This window comes from Candidatus Zixiibacteriota bacterium (assembly GCA_019038695.1).
Taxonomy (GTDB): domain Bacteria; phylum Zixibacteria; class MSB-5A5; order GN15; family FEB-12; genus B120-G9.
This window is the reverse complement of the sequence record JAHOYZ010000001.1, coordinates 71,805-97,499: the sequence shown is the minus strand read 5'-3', so window position 1 is coordinate 97,499 and position 25,695 is coordinate 71,805. Positions and strand designations below refer to the sequence as shown.

Genomic DNA, 25,695 nt, shown 5'->3' with positions numbered 1-25,695 from the left:
CAAATAGGACATTTCTACTTTGCTAAAAATAGGACATTTCTACTTTGCCTTGACACACGGCCTTATGCGGGTTGACATGTTCATGTTAATGTATCATATTAAAAGCTTACCATTATTTGATGGAGTTGACTGTTGAACCTATATGGACGAACATTTGGAGTTCTCAAACCTTACTGGAAGCCGCTTGTAGTTGCTTCCGGTTCGGCGGCTCTTCATGCCATTTTCGCGGGATTGTTAGTGTGGATGTTCGGTCCACTGCTGATGGTCTTATTTCAGATAGACTCGCCTTACACGGCGGAAATTGGTGGTGCCGACGCGGTGGAGCAAGTTTCGACCACAGTTTCGGACTTGAAGGGCACGATCAACGGTTGGATCAATCAGGCGGTGGCAGCTGACAGTCGACGTGATATGCTGGTCAATTTCTGTTGGCTGGCACTTTCGATTGTGGTGGCGAAGAACCTGTTTCATTACCTGCAGGGGTTCTTCATGGCGTTTGTGCATCAATCGGTCATTCGCAGTTTTCGCAACCGCCTGTTCGAAAAATACCAGCGCTTGTCATTGGGCTATTTCCATCGTCGACGCACGGGCCAGATAATCAGTCGGGTCACCAACGATGTGACGGTACTCAACGATGCGATAGATATCGGTTTCAATCGCCTTGTCACTGATTCGGTAATGACGATAGTATTGACTTCGTTCCTGCTTATCCTCAGTTGGAAGCTGACCCTGTTATCGATGGTGATTATGCCGGTGGTGTTTGGCTTCATCTGGTTTGTCGGATACAAGATGCGTAAGTACTCGGCACGTTCGCAGGAGAAAATGGCTGACGTGAATTCGGTTCTGGAAGAGGTCACCAGTAACATTCGTATCGTCAAGGCATTCTCGATGGAGCCACAGGAGATTCGGAGGTTTTTCGTAGCTACTGGTGAGTACTTCCGGGCTCTGTTACGCATGACGCGTATCCGACACCTGGCTTCGCCAATCAATGATACCCTGGCTACATTGGCGGGGATAATGATTCTGCTCTATTCCGGTACGCGGATTATCGAGGGTACCGGCGAACTGACAGCTGGTGACTTCATGACATTCGTCGTTGCCATGCTTTCGTTGATCAAGCCGGTCAAGTCCCTCAGTCAGGTGCATATCAAGGTGCAGGAGGGGATGGCCGCTGCGGAGCGAATCTTTAATGTGCTGGACGCCACGGAGGATGTTCAGGAGCAACCGCAGCCTCGAACGATTGAGAAATTCCAGAAAAATATCCGCTACGAATCACTCTCGTTTTCCTATAACGCGAACGAACCGGTGCTCACGGACATCTCGTTTGAAGTTAATCGAGGCGAAGTGGTGGCAGTTGTGGGGCCGTCGGGTGCAGGCAAATCGACCCTACTGGACTTGCTGCCCCGTTTTTATGATCCGGGAGAAGGGCGTATCTCGATTGATGGTCACGATATCCGGGACCTATCGCTGAAATCACTGCGCGGATTGATGGGTATTGTAACCCAGGAGACATATCTCTTCAACGATACGATCCGCAACAATATTGCTTATGGAAGCACTGGAATTGCGGCGGAAAAAGTGATCGAGGCTGCTACTATGGCCAATGCCCATGAGTTCATCTCGGAGTTTGAGAACGGCTACGAGACACTGGTTGGCAATCGCGGTGTTATGCTCTCCGGTGGGCAGAGACAACGGATTGCGATTGCTCGGGCGTTGTTGCGAGATCCGCAAGTGTTGATTTTTGATGAAGCAACGTCGGCGCTGGATACCGAGTCGGAGATGCTGGTCCAAGAGGCGATTGATCGCTTGATGACAAACCGCACTGCACTGGTAATTGCCCACCGTCTTTCGACTATTAAGAATGCTGACCGTATCATGGTGATCGATAAAGGTCATATTACTGAATCCGGTACACATGATGATTTGCTTGGCATTGATGGCCTGTACAAGAGGCTGTACGATATGCAATTCAGGGGGAAGAGGTGAACCTCCTCTACCTCAATTCAATCGAAACCAAAACTTTCGGTGGTATGGAGGAATGGATTCGCTTGACTGCGAGCGGTCTTGCTGAACGTGGACATTGTGTGACCGTCGCCGGTCGGCCAGACTCGGAGTTGCTGCGTCGGGTAAGTATGACCAGCTCAGATGTTGACCTCTTGCCCTTAAATATCAGCGGAGACTTCAATCCGGTGACTATCGTTAGATTGTTGGAGTATCTAAAGGAACAACGTACAGACGTGGTGGTAGTGAACTTCAATAAAGATATCCGCCTGGGGGGATTGGCCGCCAAGTTGAAACGACACGCCAAAGTCATCTGGAGGGTTGGTGTTGATCTTACCAAAGATAATTTCATTCATCGCTATCTGACCCCGCGACTTGTTGACGGCGTTATTGTTCCATCGCATGCGCTCAAGAAACAGATAATTCGGTTGGGCTATATTAAAGATGAGAATGTGGAAGTTATCCATAATGGTATTGCTGAGCGCGATTTTTCGAGACCGGATAAGGAGGCCTCACGTCTTCTAAGAGCGAAGTATGATTGGCCCATCAATGCTTTGATCGCGGTTACAGTGGGAAGATTAGTTGACGAAAAAGGGCATCGACATTTGATCAAGGCAGCTCGACAGATTGTACAAAAGAACCAATTGGCCAGGTTTATCTTTATTGGTGACGGATATCTACGCGATGAGCTTCAGGAGTTGGTGGAGAAGTATGGTCTTTCAGATAAGATCGTCTTCACCGGTATGCTGACCGAATTTGACCAGATGTTGGCTGGCGCGGACATGATGATTCATCCGTCTATTGAGGAGTGGTTTCCGGCTGCCGTGCTAGAAGGGATGCGGGCGGGTCTACCGATAGTTGCGACGACGGTGGGGGGAATCCCAGAGGCTGTTGAAGAGAATGAATGCGCTGTGTTGGTGCCGCCTAATGCCCCGGACAGTCTTGGTATCGTCGTTGCTGACCTTATGAACGATGATGCTCGCCGAGCAGAAATGGGCCGCGCGGGGCGCGATAGGTGGCATCGCCATTTTCGAGTCGAGACGATGATTGACAGGGTGGAAAATCATCTTCGGGCGCACTGTGAAAGCGGAGAATACACTCGTGGATAGGTTCAAACCGGCTGAACATTGGTTCAAGCAACTTGTGTTTAAGTCGTGCAGTCGTGTGCTCCGTAAGGGGTGCGACGACTTCAAGCCACTCAATGGTCGACATCTCAAGAAAGTACTATTTCTGCGACCGGAGAAAATTGGTGATATGATCATATCATTTCCGGTCTTTGACGGACTCAGGAAGCATTTCCCCCATATCAAGATCGCAATCCTTGGTTCTCCCGGTAACGCTGCGATCATCAGGGATGATCCTCGCTTTGATCGTGTTTACCTCTACCGCAAGAATATCTGGCGAGACCTTCAGCAACTCCGGGACATCAGGAGAGAAGGATATGATTGCGTCGTTGACATGATCTGTGATGATTCGGTGACGGCGTTGTTCCTTTCACAATTAGCGGTACCCGGTAAGCCGCGCATAGGCGTGGGGAAGGTTAAACATCGTGACTTCTATGACTTTAACTACGAACATCCAATTGGTAATACCGGGCACATAATTGAGAATACGCTGAAGCTGCTGTTGGCTTTCGGTATAGAGCCGGATTCGATATCCAATTATGCTCCTCCGTACATCAAGCAGAGCAATATGGAAGTGGCTAGTAAGTTCCTTACCCAAGTATGCGATAATGATTCAACCGAAACGGTCATCGGTTACAACCTGTCGGCTGGATCACCGACTCGAATCTGGGCGAAGGAGAAATCGGTCGAGTTGGTTAAACGGATTCTTGATCACTTCCCAACCAATCGAGTCATTCTGTTTACGATTCCGTCCGAACGTGGAAGGGCTGAGTGGCTTAAGGCGTATTTCTCGGAGCGTGTTGACCTGGTGCCGGATGGTATGAGTCTAGTTGCGGCCTCGGCCTTGATCTCAAAGCTTGACCTACTGATTACCCCTGATACTTCGTTAGTACATATTGCACGTTCGTTTAGGGTTCCGGTAGTAGGACTGTACAGTTGCTTCATGAAAAATTTCCTTTTGTGGCGACCTTTTGATGAGGAAGTGGGCGCAGTTGTTTCGGGGAACGACGACAATATTTTCGACATCACTGTTGATCAGGTTTATGAAGCATACCGGGCAGTCATGAGTAGTAATTGCGAAAGGCAGATTCCGTGAATATCTCGGTGGTCATAATTACGAAGAACGAAGAGGCCAATATCGAGCGCTGCCTGAAGTCAGTGGTATGGGCCGACGAGATTGTCGTGGTTGACAGCGATTCGACGGATCGGACAGTGGAAATTGCCCGACAGTACCAGGCGAGAGTATTCACGGTGGTGTTCAAGGGTTATGGCCCTGCCAAACAGGAGGCGGTGAAGCAGTCTACCGGGGAGTGGATACTGTCGATAGATGCTGATGAGGAAGTCACTCCCGCGTTGGCTCGGGAGATTCGAGAAAAGCTTGCGAATCCTGGTGATATCGACGGCTTCTTTGTCAAACGGAGGACGAATTTTCTCGGCCGCTGGATATACCATTGCGGGTGGTATCCTGATCCCATATTAAGGGTGTTTCGGAAGGCCAACGGTAATTTTAATGACGCTGTGGTTCACGAGAAGGTCGAGGTTCGCGGTCGGACAGGATGTCTCAAGGGAGAATTGTTGCACTACAGCTACCCGGACTTGGAGTCATATTTGCGGCGGTTCAATCGCTATACAACTTTGGGTGCGGAAGCGGCGTATGAAAAAGGGAGACGAACGGGGTGGTTCGACCTTGTTCTTCGGCCGCCTGTCTCGTTTATTGCACACTTCATTAGTCGACAGGGTTTTCGGGATGGTGTAGAGGGATTCATGGTATCGGTGTTGTCGGCAACGGCGGTATTTGTCAAGTACGCCAAGCTGCGCCACATACAGAAGCAAAAACAGATATCGGAAATGTTGACAGATGCAAAAGAAGATTGATCTCAAGCCGAACGATCACATTCTGATCAGCCGTACCGACCGGCTTGGAGACCTCATACTCGCTCTGCCGTTTGTAGAGACGATTAAGGCGCGGTATCCAGAATGTCGGGTGGACGTCTTAAGTTCGCTATACGCCTCACCCATTCTTGAGAACAACCCCAGCATTGATCGTATCGTGCGTGTGCAAAATGATCAGCTAATGATCGACAAGCTTTACAAGAAGGATTTACTTCATCGCATCCGTCTGGGTGAATACCGCGTCGTAGTGGCCTTGTATCCCGAGCGTCGCATATCACAACTATTCTACAAAGCTGGTATTTCTGCTCGCATTGGCACCGCTGGTCGATTCCATTCTGTATTTTTCAACCAGCACTTGTTTCACAGCCGGCGGACCAACAAAAGACATGAGTATGAGTATAATCTAGACTTCCTGGAGTTTTTCCGGGATGGTAAGATAGCGAGAACGCCGCATGTGTTTCTGAAGGAGAAGGAACTCAGTAACGCCCAACGGATTCTCCGGAAGGTTGGGGTAGACGGATCATTCGTAGTACTTCATCCCGGCTCAGGCGGTTCTGCCGAGGGGTGGTCTCCTGAGCGTTTCCTGAGGTTGTACCGGCAACTACGAGAGAGGGGTGTAGAAGTCGCGATATCGGGGTCTGAGAGAGAAGGCGGACAAATCCGTAAGATGGCACACCAGATGAATCTTGATCTGCGCGATATCTCCGGTGAGACAGATCTTCGGACATTAGCGGCCGTTTTGTCGCTGGCGGAAGTGGTGGTTGCCAACTCCACCGGCCCGCTACATCTGGCTACAGCGGTGGGAACCAGAGTGGTGGGCTTGTATTCGGGACGTAAGGTTATGTCGCCGCAGCGTTGGGGACCGGTCGGGAACCAGCATAGAGTGATCCAGCCTCCGAACCCGGATTGCCAGTGTCCGCCCCGACGCTGCCGATGCATGGAAACGATCTCGATAGAGCGGGTAGCCGACGAAGTAATCAGCAGCCTTGAGAGTTACGGCACATAGAGGCAACCACGTGAATCTAGCAGAATTCATCATCCATATTGAATCATTCAATGCCAATGTGAACATACCGTTAGTGCGTAAAGCGTATGAGTTTTCGGACAGTGCCCACGCCGGTCAGAGGCGGGTGTCGGGAGAGCCGTATGTGGAGCACTGCCTTGAAGTAGCCTTTATCCTGGCTGAGCAGCATATGGATTCGACTACACTGGCGGCCGGACTTTTACATGATGTCGTTGAGGATACCGACATCTCCCTCGAACAATTGCGACAGGAGTTTGGTGATGAGATTGCCGATCTGATTGATGGTGTAACTAAGATTGGATCGGTCGAGTACAAGTCGCGGGAAGAGCGCCAGGCCGAGTATTGTCGCAAGATGCTTCTGACAATGGCAAAAGATATCCGAGTGATACTGATCAAGCTGGCCGACCGACTACACAACATGAGATCACTTGGAGCTCTGCCACCGGAGAGGCGCATTCGAATCGCGAGCGAGACACGGGACATATACTGTCCGCTGGCGCATCGTTTCGGAATCAACAAGATCAAAACAGAGCTTGAAGACCTGTCGTTGAAGTTTATCGAACCGGATGTATATAACGAGTTGTCTCAAAGCGTAGCTGCCAGTAGAGCTGAGCGTTCTACCTACATTAAGAAAGTTGTCAAACCGCTCAAGACTGCCCTGGTCGAGGCCGGGATTACCGCCACCGTTCATGGACGGGCCAAGCATCTTGGCTCAGTCTATCGCAAGATCAGCGTGCGCGGTGTCCCGTTCGATGAGATTTACGATTTGTTCGCCATCAGGTGTATCGTGCGTACTGTTCGTGAATGCTATCACACAATGGGGACCATCCATTCGATGTGGAAGCCGATTGAGAACAGGTTTCATGATTACATAGCCAATCCCAAACCGAACGGCTATCGCTCTCTACATACGACCGTCTTTGGTCCCGAGAATCATCCGGTGGAAATACAAATCAGAACCCACCAGATGCACCATATTGCCGAAAACGGAATAGCGGCTCACTGGCTATATAAGGAAGGTCGCCAGGATATGGGCAAATCGGACCGTCAAATGGTCTGGTTGCGGGATGTTCTCGAGTGGCAAAAGGACATGACCAACCCTGCCGATTTCCTGGAGTATCTGAAGATTGACCTGTATTCGGAGGATATCTTCGTCTATGCTCCTGACGGTCGGTTAGTTCATTTGCCCAAAGGGGCTACGCCACTGGATTTTGCATTTCAGATCCACACCGAGGTCGGCATCCATTGTGCCGGAGCCAAAATCAACAAACGTCTCCAGCCGCTCTCAACGGAGCTACAGACAGGCGACATGGTTGAGATCATCACCAATAAGAAGCGCACTCCGTCCCATGACTGGCTCAAACTAGTGCACACTTCGTCGGCCCGGAGTAAGATTCGCAAGTGGCTCAAGCAGGTTGGATTTGAGCAGTCAGTTATTCTTGGGCGGGAAATATTGCAGCGCAAGTTGAGAGCACAACGCATCAATATACCAAATGAAACTATCATGCAGGAATATGCCGAACAACTGAGCCGTAAATCGGTGGAAGACCTCTTGGCGGCGATTGGCAACGGCGACATCTCGGCCCAGCACGTAATTACATTGATCCAGCCTGAGGAACCGAAACGGGCAGTCGGTTTTGTAAATAAAGTCATTGATCGGATTCGTGGTTCCAAAGGAATCAGGGTTCATGGCTTGGACAATATGATGTTTCGTTTTGCCGGTTGCTGCCAGCCGATTCCCGGCGAGGATATTGTCGGCTTCATTACTCGTGGACGTGGTGTAACAGTACACCGGGCCGATTGCAACGTGGCCACAGATCTCAAAACGCAGAGTCCCGAACGTGAGATCGAGGTGAGCTGGGATGCCGGTCGTGGTCAATCATTCCTCGTCCGATTGGAGACGATCGTGGAGGATCGCAGGAACATTCTACGAGACATAATGGAAGCGCTGAGTGACACCGACACCAATGTGCGAGCGGCGGAGATGATTGCTCGCGATACCACGGCCGCAGGTCAGTTCGTGGTCGAAGTGTCTTCGCTGTCACACTTGAATCGCGTTATGGACAAACTGCGGAATGTCAAGGGTGTCGTGACTGTGACACGCATGCGGGGTGGTGAACAGGGTGACCCGCCTGCGGACACTAATTAGGTTCTTGAGCTGCCTTCAATCTATTCGAAGATCACTTCCATCTGCAACGTATCTAAGAGACGTACAACTGCTACAGAGGTTGTGTCTCCTTTACGGAACTTCCCGAGGGCATTCATGTAGTCGTAGATATCGCCGATCTTGATGTCACCCATCTTGATAATGACATCTCCCTCGATAAGACCGGCTCTTTCACCAGGGCGATCAGGTGAAACGCCGTCAACACCAAGACCGTTTACTTCCGAAATGAAATCGGGCATGATTCCCAGGGTGACTGAGAAATTACTACGGGCTGACATACCTTCCGGGGTTTTTGTTTTCTGGAAAGTCAGGGGACCGTCGAAGCGATCGAAGTGTGAAGTAATATCAGCTACAAGTGAGGCTACTCGTACAATGCCATCACAATCGAGTTTTTCAATGTCGTCTTCGGGCTTATGGTAGTCCTCATGAGCGCCAGTGAAGAAATTGAGGACGGGTATGCCGCGATTATAAAAAGAGGCATGATCGGATGGTCCCATACCTGATTCCTTGAGAGCTAACTTGAGATCAGTCACATCAAGAGAATCGAGGTAAATCTTGAATTCGGGACAGGTACCGGTACCCATAATCGCCAGACCTTTATCCTGTTCCGCCAGGCGGCCAATCATATCCATGTTAATCATCATGCGCACTTTCGACGAGTCAATAGTCATATGGCGGGCGTAGTGGCTGGAACCAAGCACGCCAAATTCCTCGCCTGAGAAAGCGATGAAAAGCATAGAGTATTTTATCTCACGTTTCCTGTCTGCAAAGTAGCGGGCCAACTCAAGTAGAGCCGCTGTCCCTGAGCCGTTATCGTCGGCACCGTTGTGGATCATTGGTTCTTCGCCAAGGTAGCGCGATCCCGAACCCGGTCCCCCCCAACCGAGGTGGTCATAGTGCGCACCAAAGATCACGGTGGTGTCATTGGCGGTCGGAATGTATCCAACGACATTATAGCCGGTGTCACGTATCTTATAAATATCAACTTCACCGGTAAGACTGCTGATATCAGGAGAATCTATGTCCAGCCCCAACCGTTCAAGACCGGCGCGACGAAGAAAGACTATGGGGATTTCCTTGGGTGAAACCCGCACCGGACCGCCCCCCCGGAGAGTGTCATCATGGTCAGGTGGTGTAACAAAAAACACAGCCGCCGCCTTGTGATCAAGAGCATTGCTTATCTTATTCGTCAGGGAACTGTAACGGTCCAGATCTGGTTGTGTGCTGTCAGTCGTCTCTGGAGCAAATCTTCTTACGATCACGGCCTTGCCTTCAGTATCAACTCCGGCATAGTCGTCGTAGTCACCTTCACTTGAATCTACGGTGATACCGTAGCCAACGTCTACAATCCCGGTGAAATCAAAGACAATACTGGCTGATTGACGCATAGGCAGAAATTCGCTTTTCAGTTCCAACTGCTCACCGTTGAGTGTCAGGCTATTTGCTTCTCCATACTCGATCTTCTTGGTGAAAATGAAGGATTGCAGAAATGTCGATGAGTCTCCCTTCGGTTCGAGGCCGGCAGTGGACATGATGTTGTAGATGTATTTAGCGGCCTTGATTTCGCCTTCGTAGCCAACGCGGCGACCTTCCAGGGAATCGTGAGCAAGGACGGCAATGTGATTATAGATTGAGTCAGTCGTAATTTCGTACTTCGCTTCGCCACTCGCTGTTGGTGTGCATGCCGTTATGGCGAGCACTAATGCTACTATCAAAGAGAGTTTCATTACCAGTTCCTTCCCGGCCAATATGATCGCAATCTGTTTTCTCGTCAGGTCAATATGGTTTGTATCCCCGTGAATGTCAGCCCTTTTCTGTCTGACGGTTGACTGGTGTTTTCGCGACTGCCATCGAGAGCTTCGTGCGACTCAGTGGTTCTTGTTGATCTGTGGCGTACTTGTCTGCATAATAGCGCATGGTTCTGGATGTGAGAAAGATACACCCGATTCTGACGGGTATGCTGGATTTTGTATTCCCCCCACTGTGTGCCGGATGCGGGCATTATGATGATTCGAGCACAGGTATCTGTGTCCGCTGTCGCCGGATGATTGATGTATTCAACAGGCCGACCTGTCTTAGTTGCGGGACGGTCCTAAGCTCGGACGTGAAATGTCCTGTTTGCGCCGATGACAGCCTTCCGCTCTTTGCCTATGGCAACTACCACCAGACTCCATTGCGTGACATCATCATTCAATTCAAATTCCGAGACGTTCTACCTCCGGTTGAAACGTTGGTCTCTGCTCTGGCCAAGGCGTTTGCTCCTCAGCTAAAAGAGCTCTCTGCGGACTGTTTGGTACCGATTCCGTTACATCCATATCGGGAGCATAAGCGAGGCTATAATCAGGCTCGTATTATTGCCGAGAGTCTCGCTCCACTGATTGAATTGACCGTTGATGAACATCTCATACAGCGAACCAAGAGACGACGTCCCCAGTCGAAACTGGCTGTAGCTAAGCGAGAGAAAAATATCCAGGGTGTGTTTTCGGTACCCGAGATACCAACAACGAAGTTGAGAATCATTCTGGTCGATGATGTTGTAACGAGTGGAGCTACGGTGACGGAGGCCAAGAAAATCCTTGTTGCTGCCGGGCATACTGTGGTCGGGGTAGTTGCGCTGGCTCACGGGGTGTGATCGCTTATGAAGATCCAGACACTCATTGACGATTACCTGGACCATCTGAAGATGGAACGTGGTCTGTCCGACAACACGATCAGATCCTACCGGCGTGATCTGTTGGAGTTTGCTGGAACGACACAGAAGTCCTCCATCGAGCATATCAGGATTTCGTCTGCAAATGACTTTGTGGCCACCCTCTGTCTGGCGGACCGCAAACCGTCCACGGTTGCAAGGAAAATATCGTCGTTGAAAGGATTCTTTAACTATTTGCTGGATGCCGATGTTGTGAAACAGAATCCATTTGCCACACTGTCGGCACCGAAAATATCACGATATCATCCCGACTATCTCTCCCCAGCCGAGATACAACAGATTATCGACAGTATTGATCTTGGGCGACCGGCAGGGTGGCGCGACCGGATGGTGATTGAGTTTCTGTACGGCAGTGGATTACGGATATCGGAATTGGTAGCTCTTAAGGTCAACGACATTGAGACCGAAGCCGGATTTATTCGGGTTACCGGCAAGGGCAACAAACAGCGATTGGTGCCTTTGGGGCGGTTTGCCCGGGAGGCGCTGGAGATGTATCTTCGTTCCGATATTTCGCGGCCATCACCGGAGGCAGGTAACCACCTGCTTCTTAACAGATTCCGGAATCCGTTTTCGCGGGTGGGATTGTGGAAGCTTATTCGTCGATATGTCCAGCGAGCGGGGATCAGCAAGTCGGTGTCACCGCACACGTTCCGACATTCATTTGCAACTCACATGATAGAAGGGGGCGCGGATTTAAGAATAGTGCAAGAAATGCTCGGTCATGCCGATATTAGTACGACACAGATTTATACCAGGATTGACCGGGATTATGTCGTTGCTGAGCACCGAAAATACCATCCTCGAGAATTGGCCGGGTCCAAAGACGACCGATCCGCCTGAGACTACATGCTATCATTTTGCGCTGAAGCAGTCGGGAGTGAGCATTGACTTCCATCTGGAACAGTTCTATCGGGGGGAGAAAGTTGTCATCCATAGGTTCGACACTCTGTCGTCCCTTTTGACGATCTGCCGTCGTTATCAGATTGACATGATCATGATCGGCAGCCGCTCGGATATGATTCGAGATATCGAACTGGTGCGCTCCATTAAAGAAAATGTATTTCTGTCAATCATACCGGTGATCCTTTACCATCCTGAGCCACCCAGAGATGTCATGGTGGCTGCGTATCAGAGTGGCGCTGAAGATTTTATTCACGGCCAATGGGTCGAAAAACTAGTTGAAGTTCGAATCCGCAAAGCCATAGAACGCAGCAAACGAGATCAAGCTATCAATCCATCTACACAGTTACCTGGGCCAACGATTATTGAGCGTGAGGTCAATCGTCAATTGAAGGCGGGATCAGAGTTTGCGGTCTGCTACGCCGATCTGGACAATTTCAAAGCCTACAATGATTACTACGGATATGTGTTTGGCGACAGGGTCATCCGGCTTACAGCCAGGATTATCAAAGATGCCGTATTTGATCTATGTCCCGGCGGGTTTGTCGGGCATATTGCCGGCGACGACTATATCTTCATAATCCCCATTAGTCAGGTTGATCAGATATGTGAGGCTGTACTCAAGACCTTTGACTCGATAATCCCATACCGCTACAAAGAAGAAGACCGCGAGCGTGGCCATATCACAACAGTTGGACGCCGGGGAGAGGTTGAGAGATTTCCTCTCCTGACCTTGTCCATTGCTGTTCTTCTAAACATCAACGGCACTTTCTCGCATATGGGGGAGATGTCAAAAATGCTGGCTGACCTTAAGAAAGCAACGAAGGCACGTGAGGGGTCCAACTACCTTGTCGAGCGTCGCCAGAAATACTAAAACTCCAATATCCAGCGGATCTGGTTTCAATCGTTGTTTTCATATAACCAACAACACCAGGCGAATGAGCAATAATCTTGGGGATTGTCTAAGTCGATAGGTTACTGTTCGTATTTGGATTTGAACCTTTTTATGGCGCGGTAGATGCCCTCGGCAACCTGCTGCTGGTACTTCTTGCTCTTCAGGAGTTTCTCTTCGGTGCGATTAGAGATGAAGCCAGTCTCAATTAGGACCGAGGGTGAGAAGACACGATTAAGAACAAAAAAGGCGGCCATATCAACCCCGCGCGCCGGCGTCTTCAGTGATCGTCTGAACTCACGATCGATCATCGTAGCGAAGTCGAGAGATTCCTTCTGAAATTCGGTCATTATCATCTCGTTCAGGATGGTCAGAATGGGATCGGCAAACAGGTCATCTTCATCATTCACAGCCTCACCAATATCACGGTCTCGCAGGAAAGCACTGTTTTCGAACTGTGCAACAGCGCGAGCTGAGTCATTCCGGGCCGGAGCCAGATAGAAGACATTCCAACCACGAACTGATCGGCGGACACTTGAGTTGGCATGTATTGACAAAAAGAGATCCGCACCGGCATCATTGGCTACTTTGGCTCGCTGCTCAAGCGTTACCGTCTTGTCACGGTCACGAGTCATGATGACCTTGAACTGTTTATCCTTTCGAATCAAATTGGCCAGTTTCTTGCTGACAGCCAATGCAACATCCTTCTCACGGGTACCCCCTCTACCGACCGCCCCCGAATGCTTGCCGCCGTGCCCGGGATCGATGACGATCACGTCGATCTTGTTGTCAGGTCCGACACTGACCGGCGTGTCGGACGTGTCGATTGCAAAACCCTCATCAACTATCGAAATCTGGATACGCGGCGGGTCGTACTGAAGCTTGTGATGCCAGTTGTTTGTCTTTGCCCGAAGTCGCATCGAAACCTGTCCGGCACCATCGACCTGGTGCGCTTTAAGATCATACATGTATCGCCGGTCGCGCCGAGAGAGAATCTGCGTACGATTCAGCATGCCGTCACGGACAGAGATATTGATCCAGTTACCTTCGGTGACAAAAACCTCGTAGGCAAGGGCACTGGTCAGGAAGACTTCGATGAGTAGACCGTTGGCTTTGGCTGAGATGCTCAAGTCAGTAACGTTGAAATATTCGGAATCGATCCGTAAAGTGTTTTTGTCGGGGTCCCAGGTTATCTTCTGTGGCAATACCCGGTCCAGGAAAGGAACAAAAGTTGCCGCAGGTACGAATAGCTGCCCCTGGCGAAGTTCGACCGGGAAAGTAATATTGTAGATCTGATCGTTGAGCTTGAAAAATGGTGCGTCCAGAACAAAACTGAATCGATTAGTGTCGAGAGTGTACGATACGCGGTGTCCGATCATCTCCCAATCCAGCATTCCGCCAGCGATTTGAGCGAACTCGGACAGTGAAAAAAAGGTCACCTGATCATTGTCAAACGCCTTGATCTTCTCGGAGCCGCCGGAGACTACTACTTTAATTGTTTTGGCGGTAACCGACGCACCATAGACTACGCCCAAAATGGTGCCAAGAACGATCATCCATTTAAATGTACGAAGCTTCAACATGACTCAGTACTTCTTTTGAGTGGCCTGCCGTATACGCCGGTCAGCATCGGCCTTCTCAATTATGTGTCGCTTGTCATGTCTTTTACGTCCCTCTGCTACGGCAAGTTCGACTTTGACAAGATTGTTTCGGAAGTATATGGACAGAACAATCAATGTGTAGCCACGTTGCTCAGTGAGGGAAAACAACTTACGAATTTGTCGCTTGTGTAACAGAAGACGTCGGGGTCGCAGAGGATCGTGCGGTTCCTGAGCCATTTTGTACGGGGATATGTGCAGTTTTTTCAGAACAACCTGTCCATCTTCAACTACCGCATAGGCATCCGTGATTGTAGCTTTACCGCTCCGGAGAGATTTGACCTCGCTCCCTCTAAGCTCAATACCGGCCTCGATGGTATCGCGAATGTGGTAATCGCGCCGGGCCTTACGATTACGGGCAATATAGCGCACATCATCCTTATCACTCATTGGTTGCACGATAAGAGAGAAAACAAAGCGGAGCAATCTAAAAAGGCCTGTTTCGGTCTGATTGGGAGGTGGACGGGTCCGAGATAGCTAAAGTACAGAGATCCAACAGCCGACATAGTACAACGAAGGTTTTGGGTCAAAATGAAATCTTCATATTTAGATATTGTGGAGACTATTATGAGTGAATCTACTGCGACAACGACCAGAACTATCCTTGTTGTAGATGACGAACCAACCATTACTGGTGTTCTCAGCACAATACTTACCAAGGGTGGTTATGAGGTTCTGATTGCTACTGAAGGTTCCTCGGCGGTTACAATGGCCGTGGAACAATCACCGGACTTGATTTTGATGGATATTACGATGCCGGGTATGAACGGTTATGAGACGGCAGAGAAGATAAAAGCGATTCCGGAGCTGGTAAGCACTCCAATTATATTTCTTACAGGTCAGGCTCCAGGTGAGGATGCAGGGAAGGCGTTTGCCAGTGGTGGAGTTTCATACTTACGCAAACCGTTCAGCACTCAACAGATAAGTAACGTAGTTGAACTCGCCCTGCTCTCGTTGGGTGAACAATAAAGGTCGTTTTGTTAAGTTTTCGGTTGATTGTTCCGAATTTGCATATATGAGCATCAAAGAGTTGACCACTTGAACTGGGACAAGCGTATTGATGTCACATAATATTGATATAGCCGCAGCCAAAGTGTTGGTCGTAGATGATGAGCCAGAGATCACTGAAATAGTGCAGGCATTCCTGGGTGAGGCTGGCTACCGGGTGGTTGTCGAGAATTCTCCGATGAAGGTCTGTGACGTGGCCCGTGAGTTTCTGCCGGACGTAATACTACTGGACATTATGATGCCCGATGTCGATGGCTATGATATTTGCGAAGCCTTGAAGAAGGACAGTAAGCTGGCCACGACGCCGGTCATATTCCTAACCGGTAAGGATCGCAACGATGATATGGGACGATCATTCAAAGTCGGCGGCGACATGTTCATCAAAAAACCCTTCTCCTGTGAACGTCTCCTGGAAATTGTTAACATAGTCCTTATGTCAACCAGACATACTTGATGAATCGCAGTCAGGGTGCTTTTTTTTGTTGACAAAATTGTGCACCGCACTATAATACTATTGAGTGAACATGAGATTAATAAAGCGCTACAGCAACCGAAGGCTCTACGATACGACAGCCAGCGCCACTATCACCCAGCGGGATGTGGCTCAACTTATCAGGTCAGGCGTGGAGGTGCAGGTTATTGAGAGTGACACAGGCCGGGATATCACCACGGCTGTTCTGGGAAGGATCATGTTGGTTGAGGCAGAGTCGTGGGAAGATGCCCAGGTTTCGAGATCGTTAATGACGCACATAATTGAATTAGGAGGAGCCAAGTCCATGTCTATTTTGAAACACACCGTACTAGCCTCGATAGGCGCTTTTCAGGTGACCAAGGCGAAGGCCGAGAAAATCATCGACGAGCTTATCAAGAAAGGTGAACTCAACGAATCGGAGCGCAAGACAGCCGTTCTGGAACTGCTTGAAAAGGCAGAGAAATCGACGGCCAAAATTCGTGACAAGGTCTCTGCGGAGGCAGGCAAAGCCCAGAAGGAAATAACACGAGTGGCTAAGGAGATCAAGCAGTACACCTTGATCAAGTCTTCTGATGTAAAGAAATTGGAAAACAAAGTGGACAAACTCACAAAGGCTGTCAAGAACCTAGAGAAGAAGCTGGCTGCTAAGTAGGTTGGATCAGCAGCAATCTAACCATTCTTCTCTGATTTCTCAGGGGATTATTGTGTCTGGCTGCAGGGACCGACCTATTCCTGTTTAGTGGCCTCTTGCATCAACGTCTTCAGGGAAAGAGCGGGTTGGTAGGTAGAATCGAAATCCAATGCCCGGTCTATGAAGGGCATAGCCGAATCTGCCGGGAAACCTCCCTGCCAGAGACTCAAACCAATACAGTAGTAGGCTTGGTACAGAGCCGTGTCTCTTTTTAGAGCGCTATACATCATTCCAATACCATCGCTGAGGCGCTGGCGGTTTATCAATGAAAGACCCCAGTTGAAATAGTCGCTAGCCCGAAGATCCATGAAGCGCAAACCGCGCGCGTAAAGAGAATCGGTCATAGCGAACTGATTGTGGCGCGCCCAGAAAGCAGCCGCCTGGAAATAGGCCAAACCCATCATAGGGGCGGCTTCGACGGCTTTAATGTAGGCCAGTCCAGCGGAGTCTATGTTCCCGACTTCCTCATAAGTCTCGCCCGCGTTAAGGTAGACTTGTCCTAGTTCATTTGCTCGGCCGAGGGTTGAATCGAAGTTATTTGCGGCTATTCCGAAGAGCACCAGAGCCGAGTCGAGTTGTCCTTTATCTCGAACCAGCAAGCCAAGGTTATTTAGGGCGCTGTGGAAACCGGGAGAGAGCGACAGGGCGCGATGGTAGTTAGTTGCCGCTTCGTCGAGTTTGCCAAGCTGGTATTGAGCGTGCCCAAGACTGGTCACTAGCGCAGCAGAGTACGGGAAAAAACTGTCGGCTAATAAGTATTCCTCCTCGGCGGTATTGTAGTTCTTAAGGTTTTCCGCTTTGATGCCGGCATTAAAGTGAATCTGGAAATCATTGCTTCCACCTTCCTCGTAGTACAGGCGGTTAACAAGGAGAAGACTTACGATGAGTATCCCGCCTGCAATCCAGACGGGTTGCAGGTGACGTTTGCGAATAAGATCAATCAAGCCCGCTATACCGGCCGCGGCTATGATAGCGAGAATAGGGATCAACGGCAATCTATGCCGGGCCGTCACCAGAAAGAGGATGATCGTGGGGATGTAGGCCAGTACGAAAAGATACAAAGGTGCGAGTTTGGACAGGTCTTTGCGCCTGACATAGATACCGACCAGCACCAGAGGCAGCAGCAGACCGAAGGGAAATTTCAAGCCATTCTGCCACATCAGGGCACTAAAGAGCCAGGATTTGCCGCGTTCATAGTAGATGTCGAAGTTGTCACTGTTTTCAAAACCACAGATGAAGTAGACCGTTTTGCGCCAGGTCAAGCCAAGGAACTGGCCGGGGTTGTCGGCTATGAATTGCAGGGTCTTGTTAGTCCAGAACGATGATGCCTCTGCCTCTGACAGTTGTCGCCCCGTCTCGCGCTGTGCCGCGGCCATCGTGGCAGGAATAAACTGGCTCCAACGGAGGGATTCGTTGAGATCAACTTCCGGCATTTTCATGGATAGGCCGTTGGCGACCGGGTTGTTGCCAATGTAGAAATTGACTCCGCCCTGAGTCGAGATCAGCGTTGGTTCTCCGGTAACCGCTAAGTTGCGGACTGTAACCGGGAGGATCATCAATCCTACTCCGACTGCGAGGGCCAGCGGCCGTAAAAGACGGAGCTTAATGTTGGGTATAATGGGTCTAGCAAGATATAGCCACAGCATTAGCACCGGGATTACAATCAGGATATTCGGGCGGGCGATAGTGGCTAGCCCAAAGACGATGCCTGTAGTTAGCCATGTGAGAGCCGATTCGGATTCGCGATAGGCGACGAGACGATACATACCCCACATGATGAAAAACAGGAACAAGACCGGGATGAGAAACATCGCTTCGTAATATAGGAGGGTGCCATAGAAAGCATAGATTAGAGCCGCGATCAGGCCGACTGTCCGACCATAAAAGAGATGGCCCAGGCGATAGGTGAAGAAGGCGGTTCCGCCGCAGAGAAGTAGTTGCAGGAGTTTGGACCAGAATATCGAAGCGCCCGTTATCCAGCGTAGTAAGGCGAGCAAGTAGGGATAAAGTGGCGCACGGAACCAGGCACTTTCCCCCCAGAATGATTTGTCGATGATCTCACCAGCCCACATCCAATGCCATTTTTCGTCCACCATCGGAACAGAAAATCCGGGCTGGTAGCTAAGTTCGAGCAAGTAGACAAGGCGTACAAGGATTGCGGCACCAACAGCGATTAGCGGAAACCTGTTTCTGTAGAAAAAGTCTTTCATATCTCCAAGAGTGACAATCAAAACCTACGGATTGAAGTCAGACAAACTACATCCTTATCTCGCGTCCGCCGTCCTTCGACTCCGCTCAGGACGACAATTGGCGGAAGCTGTAGGGCAGCCCGCCGCGGCGGATTTGCGCTCCTGCCAGAAAACAGGCGATGCCTGGCGGAACCACCAGGGGATTCCGCCTTACTTACTCTCCGTCTGTCTCATTTTCATTTCTTCTTCTTGCCTAGTCCATTATACGCAAGGTGAGCTAAAAGGGCCGCCAAACCGGCGAACAAAAGTAACGACAAATAGGGGCTGAACGATCCTGACAGGCGATCCCACAAACCGTCGTGGGCATCATAGTAGTTGATGTATCCGCCCGACATACCCAGCATGAAGGCGGTAACTACCCCGACTATTGAATAACCCGCTACCAATCCTGATGAGAACAGAACACCGCCCTCATTGCGATCTTTGTATTCCTTGTCGGTTGAGGCTTTGCGAATGAACCAGGCAATGGCTCCGCCAATCATAATAGGTGATGATAGCGATAATGGTAGATATAATCCGATGGCAAACGGCAGCGATGAAATACCCAGCAACTCGACAGCCAGGGCGATCATGCCGCCGACAATAATTGGCGCCCAGGGGAGGTTGGAGTTCATCACGCCCTGCACCACAGTGGCCATAACATTGGCTTGTGGAGCAAGGAGGGGTGTTCGTTCGGTGGCACCCTCTACAAAGCCGAAAACATCGTTGAGATAGTAAACAGTGAATCCCATTGCTATGGCAGGGAAGAGGAGACCGGCGAATTCAACCAGCTGCTGTTTCCAAGGTGTAGCACCGAGCAGGTAGCCGGTCTTGAGGTCCTGAGCAATATCACCCGACATACAAACGGCGATACAGACTATTGATCCAACCGACATGGCAGTGATCATTCCAGCTGTGCCTTCTACTCCAAAATAAACCAGCACCAGACATGTTACCAACAATGTGGCGATAGTCATACCTGACACTGGTGATGAAGATGATCCGACAATACCTACAATCCGTGCCGCGACTACCACAAAGAAGAAACCAAAAAGTACAGAGAGGAACGCGCCCAAAAGATGCAACTCTGTGCCAGGAAGCATCCAGATAGCGATGATCACAACCACGACTCCGAGAAGCACCCATTTCATCGGTAAGTCTTTGTCGGTGCGGGGGACATCATTCGAAACTTTCTTGCCGATGAGTTCGTTGAAGCCTTTGCTGAACGAGGAAAAGATTACCGGGAACGATTTCAGCAGGCTCACAAACCCACCCAGCGCTACTGCCCCGACGCCAAGATACTTGATATAGGAATTACGCAACTCGGGTGGGGTCATATCGGAAATTGGGATTACCCCGGGAGAAATGACTACCCCCGGTATCTGTTCGCCAATGAACATGATAAGCGGTCCGATGCCCAGGTAGCCGAGGACAGCACCGCCCATCATCAGGGCGGCAATACGGGGGCCGATAATGTAACCGACGCCCAACAGGGCGGGCGTGGCATCAATACCGATCGTGCCGCCTTTGAGAAATCCCCTGAAGTGGTAGTCCACAAACTCGCCCCATCCTTTGAGTGTTTCCATACCTATGGTATAGATGGCACCCAGACCTATTCCCATAAAGACCATTTTGGCTTTGTTGCCCCCCTCGTCACCGGCAACGATGATCTCGGCGCAGGCAGTGCCTTCCGGGAATCTTAATTTACCGTGTTCGCGGTGGACGAGATACTTACGCAAGGGGATCATCAGCAAAATACCAAGTGTTCCGCCGAGTATTGACAGCCAGAATATCTGACCCTTGGAAACCTCGTGGATATAACCTGAAGCAGCGAGTTCGTCGTTGGCGGCCCAGATAAAAAAGGCCGGGATAGTAAAGATGATACCTGCCGCTAGTGATTCACCGGCTGAGCCTATCGTCTGTACGATGTTATTCTCAAGCACCGTTGGGCTTTTCGTGATAAGCCGCAGGATAGCCATCGAGATGACAGCGGCCGGAATTGAAGCCGACACGGTCATGCCCAGTTTAAGACCCAGGTAGGCCATAGCGACACCGAAGATCACTGAGATCAGGATGCCGAGAATAACCGCCGGCCAGGTGACCTCGGCAACATTGCTGGTGTGTGGAATTACCGGTTCAAACTTTTCATTTGGCTTCTTTGAATCGTTCACAAGACCTCCGGGTTATCAGTGGCGCCGTATTGAATCTCATTAAGTTAGGCGCAGGTGCATGAGAGTCAAGTTTTTATAGCCCTTTACATTGATTGACAATATATGGTATGACACGGACTAGAAATTGAACACGAAATCGATGTATGGCACGCCGGGGAAAAAGAAGTCTTCACCGAATGGAGTTATGAAAGCCAGATCGATTGAAAGGGATTCACCAAAAAAGCGAATACCATAGGACATCAGGATGTTTTCCACTTCGGGAATAACCCAGTTTTCCGTCACAAAAGCGGTTCGGCGACCGGCCCGAGCTTCTGCACCAAAGAGGATCATCGGCTTCTCGGCAATCTCACTATCGACAAAGCCAAATCCGAGGCCACCGGTCAGGCTGGCATCGGCTGTTCCATAGGTGCCTACGCCGTACATGATGCCAACGGTCGGTGAATTATCACCATTATCCCAATCATCCCAATCTGGTATCTTGAGAATGAGCGCACCTGCCGCGAGACTGAGATTTTCGCTGGCAGATATACCTATCTTGGGTGTGAAGAAAAACAGCTGTCGGTCAAGTCCAAGTCCGGGAAAGAGAGACATGCCAGCGCCAAGCGTGATGTTGTCAGACAATCCCCAAGCAAATCCAGGGAAGAACAGATAGTAATCAGAGAAATACCCTTTGCCCTTTTTCAACATACGTCCGGTCGGGCCAAAAAAGAGTCGGGTAGTGTTGGGATTGGGGAACCAAACCTTACCTTGCCTGATGGAGGAAGCAGCGATTTCTTTGATCTCCGATATCTTTGCGATTGGAATCGTCTGGGTTCCCAGTTCCGTCTCAAACGTGATTGTACCATCTCCGATCTCAACTATGCGTCCGATGAGAGTCGAGCCGCCCACGGTTGTGATGATCTGAACCTGGCTTGAGTCAGGGATTTTCAGGTCAATCATGACTGGATCGGTATTGTCGATGACGCCGGCATTGGTTACTGAAACGCTGATTGAAACGAAACAAATGATCCAAATGAATTTCGACATATGCCTCCCCATGTAGATGGACTGTCTTGAATCAAGCTATGGAAACCAGATTAGAAAGTCAAGCCGGGTCAATTGCTTTGAGTATGTTCACTGAGATTCGAGCAAAGAAATCGGCCACCCCTGTAATAGAGTGGCCGTTGTATTGGCAATATCAGTCTTTTTATGCGCTATGGGCACGCTACCGGTGGTGGACCACCAGTGAATAAGTACGAAACCAGATAGGTCAGGTCGGCGATGTTGATCTCATCATTGCCGTCTATGTCAGCTTCTTCCAAACACGGAGGAGGTGGACCACTAGTGAACAGGTAGGCCACAAGGTGGGTCAGATCGGCAATGTTGATTTCATCGGGCAATACGTAGTCGACATTGCCTCGCATTGGTGGAACACAGCAGCTATACGGACCGCCGATGTTCAACAGAACGGAGACATTGTCTGAGGCGTAGTTTGCTGTCGCCAGGTCATTATAGCCATCACCATTGAGATCAATTGAGAAGATAGATACTGGATTATCTCCTACACCATAATTGACTGCAGCCTCAAAGCTCCCGTCACCGTTCCCTAGTAGTACAGAGACATTGTCATCAGTTCCGTTCGCTACCGCCAGATCATTGTCACCATCATCGTTAAGATCAATCGAGAATACAGAGTACGGACTATCTCCAACAGCATAGTTAACCGCGGCTTGGAAGGTCCCACTACCGTTGTTCAGCAGTATAGAAACATTGTCATCAAGTCCGTTCACAACTACCAGGTCATTGTCGCTATCACCGTTAAAATCAATCGCAAATACAGATCTAGGTCCATTTCCAGCGGCATAGTTAACCGCGGTTTGAAAGGTTCCAGCACCATGATTAATTAGTATTGAGATATTATCACCACTGTAGTTCCCTACCACCAGATCATTGTCGCCATCACCGTCAAGATCTCTTGCGAAGACAGACTTCGGTTGATAATCAGTAGCATAGGGGACGGCGGTTTGAAAGGTTCCGTCGCCGTTATTTAGCAGTACTGCGATACCGTGATCATGATAGTTTGCGGTTACCAAATCACAGTCACCATCTCCGTTTAGGTCCTCCGCAAAAACTTGGTAAGGAGTATTTCCACAACTATACAGAACTGGAGCTTGAAGGGTCCCGTCGCCGTTATTTATCAGTATTGCGACTTGGTCGGGGAAAATGAGTGTTACCGTCAGGTCATTGTAGCCATCACCGTCAAAGTCACATGAGGAGACTTTGTAAGCAGAGTGGAGATAGTCAGAGTAGACCGGAGGCAGAAAAGTCCCATTGCCCAAATTCAATATTGTTGAGGCATTAGAGGCGTTGTTATTCGCTGTTGCCAGGTCATTGCTACCATTCCCGTCAAGATCAATCGCGAAGATAGATTGAGGACCGTCTCCAGCGGCATAATCGATTCTTGGGCCAAACATTGGTAGCTCAACGTCCTCAGTGATCTCAGTATAACAGACCCCGTCACAACCAGTCGCGTCTTCCGTCACGGTAATCGACACAGCAGTCGCAACCTTGTAAACGGCGTCGGTAGTACCCTGACCACTGAACGGCTCGGGACTCCACACATACGACAGCGGCATAATAAGATCACCGGGATTGGTGACATCAACGTGGGCCGTAATCTGAGTCACGTCATAGGTCAAAATACCACCAGTACAGGTCAACTCTGGAAGATCAACGTCCTCAGTGATCCAAGTATTACAGGTCGCGTCACTGCCAGTCGCGTCTTCCGTCACGGTAATCGACACAGCAGTCGCAACCTTGTAAACGGCGTCGGTAGTACCCTGACCACTGAACGGCTCGGGACTCCACACATACGACAGCGGCATAATAAGATCGCCGATATTGGTGACATCAACGTGGGCCGTAATCTGAGTCACGTCACAGGTCAAATTACCACCAGTACAGATCAACTCTTGAGCCATAGCTGCGATCGGCATCGTGACCACCACAACTACGAGCAAAATCGTTAGAAAACCATGCATGGATGTTACCTCCGGATGACTTAGATTAAATCAGGATCTATGTTTTACGTACTTAAGAACAGCGTTAAGTAACTTCAAATATGAATATAGCATAATAGTCCATGATTATCAATAGGATTGTCATGAATACACAAAACCCCCGCCGGTGAAGGCGAGGGTTTTGCTGGGCTTGTGGAGCTAGGGGGAATCGAACCCCCGACCTCTTGAATGCCATTCAAGCGCTCTCCCAACTGAGCTACAGCCCCATATCTTTCTGAGGCCAACTATACATATGGTATCGGCCGGTGTCAATCGGTTTTTATGTGTTACCTCATCTCTTTCGGGCCAGGCAAAATGGCAGCCCCACCAGAGTTATGACCATCGCCACCAGTATGACTGATTGGTAGCTTTCCACAAAAAGGAGTGCGGAATCGGTGATCTCAGTCACCTGGGCAGATTCAAAGAAGGCAAACAGCGAAGTTGCCAGCGCTACGCCGACGGCAATACCGATATTGCGTGACGTTGCCAGGATGCCAGAAGTTATGGCTCGTCTGTTTTCAGGGACCGATCCCATCAGGGCTGAAGAATTGGGTGTGTTGAAGACAGCAACGCCGATACTGGTCGCGGCCAAACTCACAATAATGTATATCTCACTGGTAGTGGTATCCAATTCTGATAGGAGATACAATCCGCCAGCCAGAATTAGCATTCCCGCCGTAGTCAGGAAGCGTGATCCAATTTTGTCCGACAAGCGACCGGCCAGAGGGGCGACGATGAACATGAGTACCGGGAAGATAATCAGATACAACCCGACTGTCTGGGGCTCGAATTGTTTCACTCTTTCAAGATAGAAAGGTATCAGAACCATAACACCAGCGAAAGCGATGAACATCAATACTGCCGCAGAAAGGGCGGTAGTAAACTGACGGTTGCGGAAAATGTCCATGCCGATCAGGGCCGTATCCGGGTTTGATTCTGATCGAAAGAACGAGATGAAGGCTGCCAGCGAAAGGATAGCCAGCCCCCAGATCCGGAAATCGGTCAGAGAATGATCATCTATTAACGACAAAGCCAATGTTCCCGACAGAAGAGCGATTGATAAGGCAATCGCTCCGTGAAGACGTAACGGTCTGGTGGCGTTTTGTATGGGGAGCATTTTGAAGTACTTCGATGTAAGAAACAGTCCGACTAATCCAATGGGAATGTTGATTGCGAAAATAACCTGCCAGGGAAAATGTTGAAGGATCAGTCCCCCAAGCGGAGGGCCGGCCATCATACCGCCAGCAACCATCATGACCATCATGCCTATCGCCTTACCACGCTCCTGATCAGGGAAAACGGTCGTTACCAGTCCCGGTCCAACTGCCTGGAACATGGCTGAGCCGATAGCCTGTACGACCCGTCCGGCAATAAGGATTTCGATTGACGTAGCCACTGTGCAGACTATCGATCCGATCAGGAAAAACAAGAAACCGAATTTGTAGGCAAATCCATACCCTTTGCGCTCGGTCCAGGCTCCGAACACCAACATAAGAGAGACAACCGTTAGCGCATAGGCCAGAACTACCCAGGCCACAACCGGAATGCCACATTGGAAATCGACAGCAATGGTCGGTAGGGCGACATTGAGAATGGAACCGTCGAGGGTGGACATGAAGGTTCCGATAGCCCCGACAGCAAAGAATCGGTATCTGTGTCCTTGGATTTCAGTGCTGCTCACGCTGTCGTGGAATCCTCATAAGTTATTGTGCAAAAAAAGA

The 25,695-nt window shown here is 49.9% G+C and carries 20 protein-coding genes and 1 tRNA gene; 12 read left to right on the top strand and 9 right to left on the bottom strand.

Annotation, left to right across the window (positions count from 1 at the left end; translation table 11 throughout):
- Positions 1-132 precede the first annotated feature (132 nt).
- The 6 genes from KOO62_00415 to KOO62_00390 are packed head-to-tail and all read left to right on the top strand — an operon-like array spanning position 133 to position 8,188.
- Positions 133-1,983: an ABC transporter ATP-binding protein/permease gene (locus tag KOO62_00415; protein MBU8932445.1), complete on the top strand. Its 1,851-nt coding sequence runs from the start codon at positions 133-135 to the stop codon at positions 1,981-1,983.
- Positions 1,980-3,107, top strand: coding sequence for a glycosyltransferase family 4 protein (locus tag KOO62_00410; GenBank protein ID MBU8932444.1), 1,128 nt, complete (start codon positions 1,980-1,982; stop codon positions 3,105-3,107). Before KOO62_00415 ends, KOO62_00410 begins: the two co-directional genes overlap by 4 nt.
- Complete coding sequence (locus tag KOO62_00405) at positions 3,100-4,218, top strand: glycosyltransferase family 9 protein (protein MBU8932443.1); 1,119 nt, start codon at positions 3,100-3,102, stop codon at positions 4,216-4,218. Before KOO62_00410 ends, KOO62_00405 begins: the two co-directional genes overlap by 8 nt.
- Positions 4,197-4,997, top strand: a complete 801-nt coding sequence (locus KOO62_00400; protein ID MBU8932442.1) for a glycosyltransferase family 2 protein — start codon at positions 4,197-4,199, stop codon at positions 4,995-4,997. The genes KOO62_00405 and KOO62_00400 overlap by 22 nt, the downstream gene beginning before the upstream one ends.
- A complete protein-coding gene (locus KOO62_00395) occupies positions 4,981-6,021 on the top strand; it encodes a glycosyltransferase family 9 protein (protein ID MBU8932441.1) in 1,041 nt (346 codons plus the stop codon). The genes KOO62_00400 and KOO62_00395 overlap by 17 nt, the downstream gene beginning before the upstream one ends.
- 10 nt (positions 6,022-6,031) lie before the next feature.
- Positions 6,032-8,188: a bifunctional (p)ppGpp synthetase/guanosine-3',5'-bis(diphosphate) 3'-pyrophosphohydrolase gene (locus tag KOO62_00390; protein MBU8932440.1), complete on the top strand. Its 2,157-nt coding sequence runs from the start codon at positions 6,032-6,034 to the stop codon at positions 8,186-8,188.
- Positions 8,189-8,208: 20 nt separating this feature from the next.
- Here KOO62_00390 and KOO62_00385 read toward each other — a convergent pair whose 3' ends face one another.
- A complete protein-coding gene (locus KOO62_00385) occupies positions 8,209-9,933 on the bottom strand; it encodes a M28 family peptidase (GenBank protein MBU8932439.1) in 1,725 nt (574 codons plus the stop codon).
- 200 nt (positions 9,934-10,133) lie between these two features.
- On the opposite strand from KOO62_00385, the gene KOO62_00380 reads away from it, so the two are divergent.
- Genes KOO62_00380 through KOO62_00370 form a run of 3 tightly spaced genes read left to right on the top strand, consistent with a single transcriptional unit; the run spans position 10,134 to position 12,690 of the window.
- The gene (locus KOO62_00380) at positions 10,134-10,838 is read left to right on the top strand and encodes a ComF family protein (GenBank protein MBU8932438.1); all 705 of its coding nucleotides are present in this window, start codon (positions 10,134-10,136) and stop codon (positions 10,836-10,838) included.
- A 6-nt stretch (positions 10,839-10,844) separates the two neighbouring features.
- Positions 10,845-11,756 (top strand): site-specific tyrosine recombinase XerD, encoded by a 912-nt coding sequence (xerD, locus tag KOO62_00375; GenBank protein ID MBU8932437.1) that lies wholly within the window; start codon positions 10,845-10,847, stop codon positions 11,754-11,756.
- Positions 11,686-12,690 carry a diguanylate cyclase gene (locus KOO62_00370; GenBank protein MBU8932436.1) on the top strand — a complete coding sequence of 335 codons (1,005 nt, stop codon included), beginning with the start codon at positions 11,686-11,688 and terminating at the stop codon, positions 12,688-12,690. The genes xerD and KOO62_00370 overlap by 71 nt, the downstream gene beginning before the upstream one ends.
- 101 nt (positions 12,691-12,791) lie before the next feature.
- On the opposite strand, the gene KOO62_00365 is transcribed toward KOO62_00370, so the two are convergent.
- Both KOO62_00365 and smpB read right to left on the bottom strand, forming a co-directional pair.
- On the bottom strand, positions 12,792-14,291 hold the full coding sequence (locus KOO62_00365; protein MBU8932435.1) for an N-acetylmuramoyl-L-alanine amidase: 1,500 nt from the start codon (positions 14,289-14,291) through the stop codon (positions 12,792-12,794).
- A 3-nt stretch (positions 14,292-14,294) separates the two neighbouring features.
- Positions 14,295-14,756, bottom strand: a complete 462-nt coding sequence (gene smpB / locus KOO62_00360) for an SsrA-binding protein SmpB (protein ID MBU8932434.1) — start codon at positions 14,754-14,756, stop codon at positions 14,295-14,297.
- 177 nt (positions 14,757-14,933) lie between these two features.
- On the opposite strand from smpB, the gene KOO62_00355 reads away from it, so the two are divergent.
- The 3 genes from KOO62_00355 to KOO62_00345 all read left to right on the top strand — a co-directional run bounded on the left by KOO62_00355 (position 14,934) and on the right by KOO62_00345 (position 16,498).
- Positions 14,934-15,335 carry a response regulator gene (locus KOO62_00355; GenBank protein MBU8932433.1) on the top strand — a complete coding sequence of 134 codons (402 nt, stop codon included), beginning with the start codon at positions 14,934-14,936 and terminating at the stop codon, positions 15,333-15,335.
- 91 nt (positions 15,336-15,426) lie between these two features.
- A complete protein-coding gene (locus KOO62_00350) occupies positions 15,427-15,828 on the top strand; it encodes a response regulator (GenBank protein ID MBU8932432.1) in 402 nt (133 codons plus the stop codon).
- Between the two features lie 64 nt (positions 15,829-15,892).
- A complete protein-coding gene (locus tag KOO62_00345) occupies positions 15,893-16,498 on the top strand; it encodes a phasin family protein (GenBank protein MBU8932431.1) in 606 nt (201 codons plus the stop codon).
- 74 nt (positions 16,499-16,572) lie between these two features.
- Here KOO62_00345 and KOO62_00340 read toward each other — a convergent pair whose 3' ends face one another.
- The 6 genes from KOO62_00340 to KOO62_00315 all read right to left on the bottom strand — a co-directional run bounded on the left by KOO62_00340 (position 16,573) and on the right by KOO62_00315 (position 25,655).
- Positions 16,573-18,747: a glycosyltransferase family 39 protein gene (locus KOO62_00340; protein MBU8932430.1), complete on the bottom strand. Its 2,175-nt coding sequence runs from the start codon at positions 18,745-18,747 to the stop codon at positions 16,573-16,575.
- 215 nt (positions 18,748-18,962) lie between these two features.
- Positions 18,963-20,936: an oligopeptide transporter, OPT family gene (locus tag KOO62_00335; GenBank protein ID MBU8932429.1), complete on the bottom strand. Its 1,974-nt coding sequence runs from the start codon at positions 20,934-20,936 to the stop codon at positions 18,963-18,965.
- 117 nt (positions 20,937-21,053) lie between these two features.
- The gene (locus tag KOO62_00330) at positions 21,054-21,962 is read right to left on the bottom strand and encodes a hypothetical protein (protein ID MBU8932428.1); all 909 of its coding nucleotides are present in this window, start codon (positions 21,960-21,962) and stop codon (positions 21,054-21,056) included.
- 167 nt (positions 21,963-22,129) lie between these two features.
- Positions 22,130-23,956 carry a VCBS repeat-containing protein gene (locus KOO62_00325; protein ID MBU8932427.1) on the bottom strand — a complete coding sequence of 609 codons (1,827 nt, stop codon included), beginning with the start codon at positions 23,954-23,956 and terminating at the stop codon, positions 22,130-22,132.
- Between the two features lie 172 nt (positions 23,957-24,128).
- Positions 24,129-24,201, bottom strand: a tRNA-Ala gene (locus KOO62_00320).
- Positions 24,202-24,266: 65 nt separating this feature from the next.
- Entirely contained in the window at positions 24,267-25,655 is a 1,389-nt protein-coding gene (locus tag KOO62_00315) for an MFS transporter (protein MBU8932426.1), read from the bottom strand.
- Between the last annotated feature and the right edge of the window lie 40 nt (positions 25,656-25,695).

Coding starts and splice junctions, on each gene's coding strand:
- KOO62_00340 (MBU8932430.1), bottom strand. CDS start 18,747: ATGAAAGACTTTTTCTACAGAAACAGGTTTCCGCTAATCGCTGTTGGT.
- KOO62_00330 (MBU8932428.1), bottom strand. CDS start 21,962: ATGTCGAAATTCATTTGGATCATTTGTTTCGTTTCAATCAGCGTTTCA.
- KOO62_00370 (MBU8932436.1), top strand. CDS start 11,686: ATGTCGTTGCTGAGCACCGAAAATACCATCCTCGAGAATTGGCCGGGT.
- KOO62_00325 (MBU8932427.1), bottom strand. CDS start 23,956: ATGCATGGTTTTCTAACGATTTTGCTCGTAGTTGTGGTGGTCACGATG.
- xerD (MBU8932437.1), top strand. CDS start 10,845: ATGAAGATCCAGACACTCATTGACGATTACCTGGACCATCTGAAGATG.
- KOO62_00395 (MBU8932441.1), top strand. CDS start 4,981: ATGCAAAAGAAGATTGATCTCAAGCCGAACGATCACATTCTGATCAGC.
- KOO62_00385 (MBU8932439.1), bottom strand. CDS start 9,933: ATGAAACTCTCTTTGATAGTAGCATTAGTGCTCGCCATAACGGCATGC.
- smpB (MBU8932434.1), bottom strand. CDS start 14,756: ATGAGTGATAAGGATGATGTGCGCTATATTGCCCGTAATCGTAAGGCC.
- KOO62_00355 (MBU8932433.1), top strand. CDS start 14,934: ATGAGTGAATCTACTGCGACAACGACCAGAACTATCCTTGTTGTAGAT.
- KOO62_00365 (MBU8932435.1), bottom strand. CDS start 14,291: ATGTTGAAGCTTCGTACATTTAAATGGATGATCGTTCTTGGCACCATT.
- KOO62_00350 (MBU8932432.1), top strand. CDS start 15,427: ATGTCACATAATATTGATATAGCCGCAGCCAAAGTGTTGGTCGTAGAT.